This is a genomic window from Parabacteroides faecalis (assembly GCF_022809355.1).
Taxonomy (GTDB): Bacteria; Bacteroidota; Bacteroidia; order Bacteroidales; family Tannerellaceae; genus Parabacteroides; species Parabacteroides faecalis.
Window position 1 is genome coordinate 1 of sequence record NZ_JAKZMM010000019.1, and the last position, 12,946, is coordinate 12,946.

Annotated in this window: 6 protein-coding genes; all 6 read left to right on the plus strand. The window is 42.4% G+C overall.

The annotated features are described in order from the left end of the window. Positions 1–248 precede the first annotated feature (248 nt). The 6 genes from MUN53_RS08800 to MUN53_RS08825 all read left to right on the plus strand — a co-directional run bounded on the left by MUN53_RS08800 (position 249) and on the right by MUN53_RS08825 (position 12,946). The gene (locus MUN53_RS08800; protein ID WP_022454702.1) at positions 249–821 is read left to right on the plus strand and encodes an RNA polymerase sigma-70 factor; all 573 of its coding nucleotides are present in this window, start codon (positions 249–251) and stop codon (positions 819–821) included. An 86-nt stretch (positions 822–907) separates the two neighbouring features. After that, positions 908–1,870, plus strand: a complete 963-nt coding sequence (locus MUN53_RS08805) for a FecR family protein (protein WP_243324848.1) — start codon at positions 908–910, stop codon at positions 1,868–1,870. A 188-nt stretch (positions 1,871–2,058) separates the two neighbouring features. After that, positions 2,059–5,454, plus strand: a complete 3,396-nt coding sequence (locus MUN53_RS08810) for a TonB-dependent receptor (RefSeq protein ID WP_243324849.1) — start codon at positions 2,059–2,061, stop codon at positions 5,452–5,454. Between the two features lie 19 nt (positions 5,455–5,473). Next, a complete protein-coding gene (locus tag MUN53_RS08815; protein ID WP_243324850.1) occupies positions 5,474–7,237 on the plus strand; it encodes a RagB/SusD family nutrient uptake outer membrane protein in 1,764 nt (587 codons plus the stop codon). Between the two features lie 81 nt (positions 7,238–7,318). After that, complete coding sequence (locus MUN53_RS08820; protein ID WP_243324851.1) at positions 7,319–10,312, plus strand: glycoside hydrolase domain-containing protein; 2,994 nt, start codon at positions 7,319–7,321, stop codon at positions 10,310–10,312. 225 nt (positions 10,313–10,537) lie between these two features. Next, on the plus strand, positions 10,538–12,946 hold the full coding sequence (locus MUN53_RS08825; RefSeq protein ID WP_243324852.1) for a glycoside hydrolase family 127 protein: 2,409 nt from the start codon (positions 10,538–10,540) through the stop codon (positions 12,944–12,946).

The window sequence follows — 12,946 nt, forward strand, 5'->3', positions numbered from 1 at the left end:
CTAATATAGAAAATATTTCCATTACTTCTTTGATTTTTATTATTATCCCTTTGACTCTCTAAAGATAAATACTTTTTAAAAGGTCTGGAAGTTTGTAATGCGTCAGCCCTGTATAGGATTCAGATGTCCATCCGGCGAGGAGATACTTGGAACCGACAGGTGAATAACAGGAAGTGGTTGGTTTTAGGAATAAATGCTTATCTTTGTGAAAGCAGAAATCTTTTTTATGGAAATGTAGAACAAAGAGAATGGACGTTCCTTATGATTTAAATAAGGTAAAGAAAGGAGATAAGAACGCATTCCGCTCTTTCTTCGGATATTTTTATCCCAAATTGATGGCATTGGCTTGTCGTTTTGTCGATTCGCAGGTAGCTGAAGATTTGGTACAGGATGTCTTTGCGTCGTATTGGGAGAAAAAACATCTGATAGAAGCCGACGACATTCATTCCTTCTTGTTTAAATGGCTTCAGAATTCCTGCCTGAATCATATCAAACATCAAATGGTTGTGCAAGATTACGAAGAGCGGGTACGCATTGCCGAAGCCCGTTTGGAAGCAATGGGGAAATCTGAAGAACAGAGTGAGGTGTTGAAACATATCCTTAGTCAGGATTTGAGAGAGTTGGTTGAAAAGTCTATTTCCAAATTGCCTCCCAAATGTGCAGAAGCTTTCCGCCTTTATTATTTTGCTGATTTGAGCCGAAAGGAAATAGGGGAACGGTTGGACGTTTCCAATCGGACAGTAGAAGGGTACATCCGTCAGGCTTTACTTGTATTGCGGGATGAATTACGCCCGATCTTCTTCTTGATTTTTATGTTATAGGACATAAATGCGAAAAAAACAGACTTTTTGTTGCGTAGTTTTTCCCTTTTGAATTGTCGTCTATACAAACAAACCCAAAAAGGAAGATGATGAACGAAGAAATATTGATCAAGTTTCTCGAACAATCCTGTTCGCCGCAGGAGTTGAAAGAGGTAGATGAATGGATTCAGGCAAGTCCCGAAAACCGGAATCAGCTCTTTGAACTCGAACGGGTGTGGAGTTTGAAGAACGAGTTGTATTATGCGCAGCCCCAGCGTATAGACAAGGCCTATCGCGCTTTTGAAAAGAAGCATTTCAAGAATCATTCTTCGTATTATCTGACATTCTTGAAGTATGCCGCTGTATTATTCTTAGGTATATTCGTGGGTATTCGTTCGTATATAGTTTTCCATGAACAAGAAATAACGGAATATGTAAATCAAATCGAAGTACCGATCGGCGAAAGAGCCAGTCTGCGTTTGTCGGACGGAACGCTGGTCTGGCTGAATTCGGGAAGCCGTTTGGAATATCCAACCCATTTCGCAACCGATAATCGCCAGGTTCGTTTGGAAGGAGAAGCCTATTTTGAAGTGCAACGGGACGAATCGCTCCCATTTATCGTACAGACCAATACCGTGGATGTAAAGGTACTGGGTACGAAATTCAATGTCTCTTCGTATGCAAAGGAAGAAACAAAAGTAACCTTGAAGGAAGGAAAAGTGCAAGTGGACTGTGACGCCGGAAAAGAATCCTATATCTTGCATCCCAACGAACAAATCGTTTATTCGGAAGGTAAAGGAGCAGAGTTACTGCAAGTCGATGCCAACCGTATTTCTTCCTGGACAACCGGAGACCTGAGTTTCGTAAACGAACCGTTGGAACATATCGTAAAAGTGCTGGAACGACGGTTTAATGTACAGATTGTGATTGAGGATCCTCGATTAGCTAGTAAGGAGTTTACCTGTACGGTGAAACATGTTACGTCAGTAGATCAGGTATTATCGTTGTTGCAGAAGACGCAAGATTTGACATGTAAGAAAGACAAAAATCAAGTTTATATAATCCATTAAATTCAAATGCCTATGGGGAAGGATAAGAAAAGAGAGAATAGCTGATAACTTGTATTATTTAAAGAGAATGTATAGTTCTTAGATCTATTTACCAATTTAATATTTTACTTATGGACATAAAAAGAATACAAAGGCCACAAGCAGGAAAGACGGCCGGTCTAAAAAAGGTACTTACAGTATCAGGGTGTATGTTTCTTTTGTTAACTTGGGAAAACACACCTGTTTGGGCAAACAACACAGATAGTTATTCACAGTTGGCTATGTTCACTTTTGATTTAAGGGAAGCAACTGTGCAGGATGTGTTGATGGAGATAGAAAATCAGAGTGATTTTTATTTTACGTATAGTAGTTCTCAGATAAAAACAGACAGACTAGTTTCGATCAATATCAAGAATAGGAAAATTACGGATGTATTGGATGAACTGTTTGCCGGTCAGAATATTGGTTATACCATTGAAGACAGGCATATTGTGTTATTCTCTACAACTGGGAAAAAAACGCTGAAGGTTGAGTCTGTTCAACAAAAAACAAAACAAATAAAAGGAACCGTTCGGGATGCAGCCGGTGAACCGGTTATCGGAGCCAATGTGGTTGATTTGACATCACCATCTAATGGAACCATTACGGATATGGATGGTAATTTTACATTAAATGTTTCAGAGGATGCGAAATTACAGATCTCTTATATTGGTTTTGATTCGAAAGTGGTTTCTGTAAAGGGTCAGGATGCTTTGCAGATTGTGTTGGCAGAAGACTCCAAGGCTTTGGAAGAAGTCGTTGTTGTAGGTTATGGTACACAAAAGAAAGTAAACTTGACAGGTTCGGTTGCTTCTGTCAATTCGGATGAAATCAAAGACCGTGTACAGAATGATGTCTTGAGTTCTATCCAAGGAACAGTTCCTGGAGTAACGGTTGTTTCTCGTCCGGGAAAAGATGCTTCAATTAATTTCCGCGGTCGTGGTAATTTGGGAACTTCCGAACCGCTTTATGTAATTGATGGCGCTATTGCAGATGCAACCTTCTTTTCTAATTTGGATCCGAACAGTATCGAAAGTATTTCATTTTTGAAGGATGCCGCTTCGTCGGCTATCTATGGATCTCGTGCTGCTTATGGTGTTGTGTTGGTGACGACAAAGCAAGGAAAAGAAGGCCGGATGGATGTTTCGTATAGCGGTATGGTGGGTATGAAGGCTCCAACCTATAAACCGGATCTGGTAAATTCTTGGGAATATGCAGAACTATACAATGAAGCTCTTTATAATACGAATCCTGCAGCTGGTAAAAAACAAGGATTTACAGACGAGCAGATTGAATTATTCAGAAACGGTTCACAACCGGATTTGTATCCGAATACCAATTGGGTGGATCTGCTGTTTGATGATTGGGCTGTCACGACCAAACATTCATTGAACTTCTCTGGAGGTACCAAGAAACTTCGTTATTTTGCAGGCTTGGGTTATATATATGATACGGAGAATGTACGAAATCGGGATACCCGAAGATATAATTTGAATTTGAATGTTTCATCGGATGTAACAGACTGGTTGACATTCAGAGGTGGTGTGAAGTATATTCAGCGCAATAAAGATATTGACGGTGGAACACCTTCATTTGATAATATGCTGATTGTACCAAGTACATTTGTGGCGCAACAATCCAATGGAGATTGGGGTTCTGTTGAATCAGGCCACGAAGCGAGTGGAACATTTGCCGGTGGAAACCCGTTGCGTGCCTACAGTACAAACGACTGGACAAAGAACCAGGTGGAAAATACCATGTATGAACTGGCGTTTGATTTGAAGCCGGTCAAAGGGCTTGTGATAACCGGACAAGCTACTTATAAGTCTTATTCTTATAAGAATAAATATTATAATAGTTTGAAGGACGATGTTCCAAGTTTCCTGAATCCGGGTACTGTGATTGGTGGTACGGGAAATACCATTAACTCAATGGAAGTAAATTGGCAGAGTAATAATTTCCTGACTTATACTGGAACGGCCAATTATAGCTGGACGAAGGGAATTCATTCTTTCTCTGTTTTGGCCGGTGTTTCTTACGAACATTATAAGGCAGAAACCTTGATGGCATCCAGACAGGATTTTCCGGCTGATTCGTTTGAGGATATGTCGGCTGGTGCAACTTCTGGATCCCTGTACAAGAATGATTCCAGCATGCAGGAATACAAGATGTTTTCTTATTTCGGCCGTGTGAATTATACGTTGATGGATCGGTATATGTTTGAAGCGAATTTCAGAGGTGATGCTTCTTCCCGTTTCCATGCTGATAACCGTTGGGGTTATTTCCCTTCTTTCTCTGCCGGATGGAGAATCAGTGAAGAAGCTTTCATGGAAAATACACGGGATGTAATAGACAATTTGAAGTTGAGAGCTTCGTATGGTACGTTGGGTAATATCAATAACGTAGGAAATTATGATTATTTCCAGAATTATGGAGGTCGGAAAGTTTGGGGAACGGATGCTTATTATTCATTCAGCGACTCTCCGGCTAAAGTCATCGAAGAAACAAAACCAGCTAATCCAACCCTGACTTGGGAAAAAGTAGCATTGGCAGATATTGGTTTGGACTTTGATTTATGGAATGGAAAACTGAGTGGTACTGCTGATTATTACGTTAAAAATACAAGTAATATTCTATTGCCTTACAATGTACCATTGGAAACAGGTATTTCTACAGCTCCTTCCCAGAATATTGCCAAGGTTCGTAATAAAGGATTTGAATTGGCACTGACACATCGTAATACGATTAATAAGTTCTCGTATGTGATAGGGGCTAATATAGCAACTAATACGAATAGAATTACAGATATGGCTACTTCAGATAATAAAATAGATAATGTTAGTGGTCATGGTGTTGCCAAGTATATATCAAAAGTTGGAGAATCAGTGGGATCATTCTATGGATTCAAGAGCGACGGCTTGTATACGCAAGAAGAAATTGATGCCGGACATTATTATACTTATGGTGGTGTTACACCGAATGCCGGCGATACCAAATTTGTTCCTCAGCGAGATTTAAAGTGGGGTGAAGAGATTACAGACGATGATAGAACCATTATCGGATGTGAAGTACCAGACTTTACGTATGGAATCAATTTGTCGATGAATTATGCGAATTTTGAATTCTCCATTTTCGGCCAGGGTGTAAGTGGGGCAGATGTGGCTTTTGAAGTGTATCAGGTGCATCCGTTCTTCCACGGACAGGATAATCCGAGAGCCTATCATTTAGGACGTTGGACAGAAGAGAATCCAAATCCGAATGCCATTTATCCACGTATCTATACGGCAAGTAGCCCTCATACAACCTATAACCGGGCGTTTAATGAATATCATCTGTTTGATGCAGATTATTTCCGTATCAAGACTTTATCGTTTGGGTATAATGTACCGAAAAATGTGGTTACTCGTTTGGGCTTGTCTTCGTTGAAGGTGTATATTACAGGTGAAAATCTGTTTACCATCCGAGCAGATCATAAGATGAAAGACTTTGATCCGGAAGCGACAAGCAGTACAATTCAGGCATTAGGAACCAAGTCATTGGCGTTTGGTGTGAATGTTTCATTTTAATTAGTAAGGAGTATTGTTTATGAAGATGCAAGCAAAAAAAATAATCATGTTATGCGCTTTGGCAGGAGCGTTTTCATCATGCGATATGGATGTGGTTCCACCAGCCGAGATTTCTGCCGAGAATTTCTGGAAAACAGAGAAAGATGCTTGGTATGCCTTGAATGGCTGTTACCAATCTATGCCCGCTTTGGATATCTGGGATGAAATGTGTACAGATAATGCCCATAGCCATAAACCTTGGGAAGGGAATATGGAAATGGTACAACAGAATGGTATTAATACGGCTTCTCCTTATGGTGATTATGACTTCAGTGCTATCCGTACAGCCAATACCTTTATATCGCGGGTTGAAACCTGTGATATGAGTGAAGATCTGAAAGAACGTATGAAGGCGGAAGCTCGCTTTTTCCGGGCATTTGCTTATCTGGAACTGACGCAATATTTCGGTAAGGTTGCTATTGTAACGGAAGAACTGCCGTATGATGCACCCAATGTTCCTAGAAATTCATTGGAAGAAGTGAGAAGCTTTATTTTGGATGAATTGGCTCAGGTGGCAGAAATTCTACCGGAAAGTTATAATGGTAGTTTCCTGTATGAATCAGGACGTGTGACTAAATATGCCGCTTTGGCTTTACGGGCAAGAGCAGCCTTGTATTTTGGAAACTATGCAGAAGCCGAGAAGTCTGCGAAAGCTGTTATGGACAGTGGTAAATACTCATTGTTCAAACTGACATCATTAAGTGCAGCTCAGGAACAGGAAGCTAAAGAAATGGATTTATATATTGATTTTGAATCATTGGGAATAGATAAGGATAAATTCATCAAAGGTATGTTCAGTTATGAGTCTTTATGGCAAGGTGCCAATGCCACTCCTGCCAATCCGGAATATGTATTGACGCATGAGTATATGGAAGATCCGTATGCTTATGATGATAGCCGTTATACTTATTTCTTGCCTTTGTCAATGTCTATTCATCATGGATACTCGTCTTTCGAACCGATGCAGGATTTGGTAGATGCATATTGGAGTATTGACGGAAAAACGATTCCTGATAAAATTCCAGTAGAAACGCGTAAGGCTAATTACGAGAAAATATGGAATTTTGCAAAAGGGTTGAGCGCAGAAGAATATAAGGCTTTTGCTACAAGTCCGGATTTGATGACGTATGATTACATGAAAGAATTCAAGAATCGGGATAGCCGTTTGTATGTAACATTGTTATTCCCGTTCAAAGGATGGCATGAAACTGCTGCTGGCGAACTTTATTATAAGTGGGATCCGGATGTAGTTAATAAAAACGGTAATGAATCATGGACAGGATTCAGTTATAGAAAGATGGTTGCTTGGAATCCGTATAATTATAGCTTATATGGTTCGGCAGATGACTATCCGACTATACGTTATGCAGAAGTTCTTTTGACATATGCCGAAGCCCATTTAATGACAACTGGTTATGATAATCAAGTACGGGCTGCTTTGAATCAGTTGCGTGATCGTTGTGGTATGCCTGATGTTCCTGAATCTTTGGGTAAACAAGAAGCAATTAACTTCTTGCGGAATGAACGTCGTATCGAGTTGGCAGTAGAAGGCCATCGTTTTGATGATGTTCGTCGTTATGGAAGCGATTATTGCAAAGAATATCTGAATGGGCCTTCTACAGCACCAGATGGTTCTGTTGTAGTAAATAAGACATGGAATGACCGGTTGTTGTTGATGCCGATACCGACAACGGCAATTGATGTGAACCCTTTGTTGAAGGATGATCAGAATCCAGGTTATTAATTGAGATTATTATAGAGAGTGCCCGGATATCTTCGGGCACTTGAATTGTTGATATGTTTGATATTTACAAATTAGTGTGGCATGAATAAATATGTGTGCGTGTGTATAGGAGCATTGAGTTGCCTGCTGGCCTGTTCGCCGAAACCGGCAACACTGGATGGTGATAGCCAATATTTGCCATTTGCTCCGGATGGAATTCCTTTTGTAGTGGCTGATTCGATGTGGAAAGCTGATATGCAGGGAAATCATCGGGCTGTAGTGGAAGTAACAGGTGCTAAAGAACAGAAGGCGGTACAGGTGTATTTGCCTTGGAGAAGACCAGATTTGAGACCGGAAACGAAGAAGGTCGTGGTGGTGGATGCTCAATCGGGTTCGGAAGTAAAGAACGTAAGCGTGTCTGACTTTTCAGCAGAGTCGGCAACAGTAACTTTCGAACCGGTTTCGGGAGATGGAATCTATTATGTGTATTATTTGCCTTATAAATATCGGAAAGGATGGAATGATGCACGTTATGGCAAACCGTGGAACGATTATCTGCCTCCAGTTTATGAAACGGACGAAGCTTGGAAATCCGGCTTGACAGCGGCAGTTCCGAAGGCAAAAGTGTTGCGCTTTGAAAGTCGTTCGCGATTTGATGCTTTTACGCCGATGGGTTTGGCGGCTACAGTACGGGAAATGGATAGTCTGAAACAGGTCTATCCGATGAATCCGGTACTTTTCCCCGAAGATAGGGCGTTCCCGATCCGTCTGGCCAATGAGTTACCAGTACGTTGGGTAAAGAACGGATCTTCTGCCGGTTTCGAAGGTGTGGCTTTGCGGAATGAATATTATACTTGGCAGATTGGGGTCTGGGCCGCTCATGATGCTGTGAAAAAGGTACATCTTGAGTTTTCGGATCTGACCAATGGCTCGTCTGTGATCCCGAAAGAGAATATGACATGCTTTAATCAGGAAGGTATAAACTGGGACGGTAAACCAATTACTTTTACAGTGAATGTTCCGAAAGGAAAAGTACAGGCACTGTGGTGTGGGATACAAATTCCGGAGAATGCAAAGACAGGCGTTTATAAAGGGAATGTAACTCTTACTTGTGAACAAGAGGAATCCCAGACAATTCCAGTAGAAATCCGAGTAGAAAAGGATGTCTTGGCAGATAAAGGTGATAATGATTTGTGGCGTTATGCCAGGTTGAGATGGCTGAATTCGACAATCGGAGAGGATAATAATCCGGTGAAACCTTATACAGCTATGCAGTTGGATGGGAAGACTGTGACAGCAACGGATAAGACGTTGCTTGTGGGTGATAACGGACTTCCGGCTTCTATTCAGATCAATGAAAAGGAAGTCTTGGCTTCGCCTTTCCGTTTTGTTGTTGTGACTAACAAAGGAGTTATTCCTTTTGAGGCGAATAATGTTTCCCTGAAGAAGGATGCCGGTGGTCTGGTCTCATGGACAGCATCTTCTACACAGGATGGTATTCGTTTTGAGAATCAGGCTTCGATGGAATATGATGGTTATGTACATTATGACCTGAAAGTTTCATCAGACCAGACTGTAGTCGTGAAAGATATTCGGTTGGAAACGAACTATACACCGTATGCTTCGGAATATTTTATGGGAACAGGATTCAGTGGAGGGGCTCGTCCAGTGTCTTATAAATGGGATTGGAAAGGTCCGTGGGACAGCTACTGGATGGGAAATGCCAAAGCCGGATTGCATGTTGAGTATCGCGGAGGAAGTTATCATGGTCCGTTACTGAATGACTATAAACCGGCTCCGCCAAGAGCCTGGGCGAATAATGGTAAGGGTACCATTCAGGTATCAGGATCGAAAGGTGGGCAGTCACTTGTTGTGGCAAGTACAGGCGTGGATACGTTGTCTGCCGAACCACGCAGTTACGAATTTGATCTGTTGATTACTCCACTGAAGCCGGTGAATTCAGCGAAACATTTCTCTGAACGTTATTATCACGCACCTCATACCGGTTTTGACAAAGCCGCTGAAGAAGGGGCCAATATTGTGAATATTCATCATGCGCAGAAATTGAATCCGGTTATTAATTATCCGTTTATCGTACAGGATTCACTGAAAGCCTTTATTAAGCATGAACATGAATTTGGACGAAAGGTCAAATTGTATTATACCATTCGGGAGCTGACTAATTATACGACTGAAATTTATGCACTGAAGAGTCTGAATCATGAGATATTGGCAGAAGGTGTTGGGTACGGATTACCTTGGCATTGCGAACATCTGATTGACGATTATCGTCCGGCTTGGTACACTGAGTTACCGAATGAAACATCCGATGCTGCGTTGGTATTGTCTGGTTTCTCTCGCTGGATCAATTATTATCTGGAAGGCCTGCGCTGGATGTTCGAGAATTATGACTTGGATGGTATTTACATGGATGATGTGTCGTTCGACCGTCCGGTGATGAAGCGGATGCGGAAGATCATGGAACAGTATCATCCGGGAGCGCTGATTGATTTGCATTCCAATACGTGGTACTCCGTTGGCCCGGCCAACCAGTACACCGGTTTCTTCCCTTACGTAGATCGTTTATGGTTTGGCGAAAGCTTCCGTTATAATGAGATGCGTCCGGATGAATGGTTTGTTACCTTCTCAGGTATTCCGTTCGGACAGATGAGCGAAATGTTGCAGGATGGTGGTAATCGTTTCCTGGGAATGGTGTATGGTACAACAGCTCGTCATTCATATGGCAAGTATTCACCGGCTCCAGTCTGGGCGTTGTGGAAATCGTTCGGTATAGAAGAGGCGAAGATGCTCGGATACTGGGATGAGGCTTGTCCTGTACGGACTTCTGATCCTGAAGTGAAGGCTACAACTTATGTAAAACCTGATCAGGTGTTGATTTCCATTGGTAATTTCGGAGTGAAAGACAAATCCGTTAAATTGACATTCGACTGGAAGGCTTTAGGATTTGATCCGGCACGAGTGACACTCGAAGCTCCTCAGGTAACCGATTTTCAGGATGCCCGTTCATTCCGTTTGGATGAATCTATTCCGGTGAAGACGAAAGAAGGCTGGTTACTTATCCTGAAGAAGAAATAAAAGGGGATAGAAATTGATCTGTAAATGATAAGTATCGGCAGGTTTGTGTAACTCTACTACAAGCCTGCCGATTTTATAATGTGACATTCCGTGTAAAATAAATTTCTCATATTTTTTCTCTGAAGATATAAATCACATAAGAATCTTGCATTTATACCAAAACCTTGTTACATTTGCCAAAATGTGTTTGTAAGACACTTCTTAAATCCAAATAATATGAGATCCATGAAAAGATTCGTAATTACTGTTTTGACAGGATGCCTGATTGGAAACAGCCTATTGGCTCAGAAAGAGCAGCTGACACATGGGTATCCAATTGATCCTGTACCCTTTACTTCCGTGAAAGTTTCTGATTCCTTTTGGGGACAACGTTTGAAAGCCAGTCGTGAAGTGACTATTCCATTGGCCTTTAATAAGTGTGAGGAAACGGGGCGTTACCGTAACTTCGAGTTGGCGGCACATCCGAGTGATACGACGAAAGTGACGGGCTATTCGTTTGACGATACCGATGTGTATAAAACGATCGAAGGAGCCAGTTATTTGTTACAGACTTATCCTGATAAGCAACTGGCACATTATATGGACAGTGTATTAGATATTGTGGCGGCTGCGCAGGAACCCGACGGCTATCTGTATACAGCCCGTACGATGAATCCGAAGCATCCGCATGAATGGGCTGGTAGCAAGCGTTGGGAAAAGGTGGAAGAATTAAGTCACGAGTTTTATAATCTAGGACACATGGTAGAAGGAGCCATCGCGCATTATCAGGCTACGGGCAGTCGGAAATTCCTGGATATCGCCATCCGCTATGCTGATTGTGTCTGTCGTGAAATAGGAGACGGAGCAGATCAAGTGATTCGTGTACCCGGACATCAGATAGCCGAAATGGCATTGGCTAAGTTATATTTGGTAACCGGTGATCTGAAATACCTTGATCAGGCCAAATTCTTTCTGGATAAGCGCGGTTATACTTCCAGAAAAGACGAATACAGTCAGGCCCACAAACCGGTTATCGAGCAGGATGAGGCGGTTGGACATGCTGTCCGGGCGGCTTATATGTATGCCGGCATGGCCGATGTGGCGGCGTTGACGGGCGATACCTCATATGTACATGCGATTGATCGGATCTGGAATAACATTGTTTCGAAGAAACTCTATATTACGGGTGGTATTGGCGCGACCAATCAGGGAGAAGCTTTTGGTAAGAATTACGAATTACCCAATATGTCGGCTTACTGTGAGACTTGTGCTGCGATTGGTAATGTATATGTCAACTATCGGTTGTTCCTCTTGCATGGAGATACCAAATATTATGATGTGTTGGAACGAACTTTGTATAATGGTCTGATTTCGGGTGTCTCGCTCGATGGTGGCGGATTCTTCTATCCCAATCCACTGGAATCGATGGGCCAGCATCAGCGGCAGCCCTGGTTCGGCTGTGCTTGCTGTCCATCCAATATCTGCCGCTTTATTCCTTCATTGCCAGGCTATGTGTATGCGGTGAAGCATGATCAGGTTTATGTAAATCTGTTTATGGGCAACGAAGCCGAACTGAAAGTAGGAGGGAAGAAAGTTTCTTTACATCAGGAAACCCGTTATCCGTGGGACGGCCATGTGACACTGACGGTAGATAAGAACTCTGCCGGAGTGTTTGCGATGAAGATTCGTATTCCGGGTTGGGTGAGAAATCAGGTTGTACCAAGTGATTTGTATACTTATTCCGACGGGAAACGCCCGGGTTATTCGGTCAAAGTAAATGGAGAAGAAGTCACTTCTGCCTTGGAACAAGGCTATTTTACCATCGAGCGGAAATGGAAGAAAGGTGACCGCGTAGAACTTCAGCTGGATATGGAAGTCCGTACCGTAAGGGCAAACGGGAAAGTGGAAGCAGATCGTGGTCGTGTGGCTGTTGAGCGCGGACCAATTGTCTATTGTGCGGAATGGCCTGACAACGACTTTAACGTCTTGAGCCTGCTGATGAATCAACATCCGCAGTTTGAAGTCGTGGAAAAACCGGATTTATTGTATGGCTTGAATCAGATTAAAACATCGGTACAGACCTTGGAATATGATGAGCAAGGACGTTTGCTTGCTAAAGACCGGCAGTTAACACTGATACCGTATTATGCCTGGGCTCATCGTGGACCAGGAAACATGGCGGTCTGGTTGCCTTCTGAAGTCAGGGCAACGCGTCCGGTAGCTATTCTCTCCTTGGCATCCAAGAGTCAAGTTTCAGCATCACATCCGGCTAAGTCTCTGACTTCTATTACAGATGGCTTGGTGCCGGCTGATGAAAATGACCGTACCATCCCGTATTATCACTGGTGGCCGAAAGAAGGTACGACCGAATGGATTGTTTATGAATTTCCTGAAAAGACAGAAGTCTCCAGTTCAACAGTTTATTGGTATGACGATGCTCCTTGGGGAGGTTGTCGTTTGCCTCGTTCGTGGAAGATTTATTACAAGAATGAAGCGGGTGAGTGGACGGCTGTTCCGGAAGCTGATGCGTATCCCATTTCTAAGGAAAATCCGAATACAGTTCATTTTGCTCCTGTGAAAACTTCAGCTGTCAAGTTGGAAGTTGTTTTACCGGAAAAGAACGCTGCCGGGTTGTATGAATGGGAGATTCAGTGA

Excerpts from the sequence above, each read along its gene's own strand:
- MUN53_RS08820 (WP_243324851.1), top strand. The coding sequence starts at position 7,319 with ATGAATAAATATGTGTGCGTGTGTATAGGAGCATTGAGTTGCCTGCTG.
- MUN53_RS08800 (WP_022454702.1), top strand. The coding sequence starts at position 249 with ATGGACGTTCCTTATGATTTAAATAAGGTAAAGAAAGGAGATAAGAAC.
- MUN53_RS08810 (WP_243324849.1), top strand. The coding sequence starts at position 2,059 with ATGTTTCTTTTGTTAACTTGGGAAAACACACCTGTTTGGGCAAACAAC.
- MUN53_RS08815 (WP_243324850.1), top strand. The coding sequence starts at position 5,474 with ATGAAGATGCAAGCAAAAAAAATAATCATGTTATGCGCTTTGGCAGGA.
- MUN53_RS08805 (WP_243324848.1), top strand. The coding sequence starts at position 908 with ATGATGAACGAAGAAATATTGATCAAGTTTCTCGAACAATCCTGTTCG.
- MUN53_RS08825 (WP_243324852.1), top strand. The coding sequence starts at position 10,538 with ATGAAAAGATTCGTAATTACTGTTTTGACAGGATGCCTGATTGGAAAC.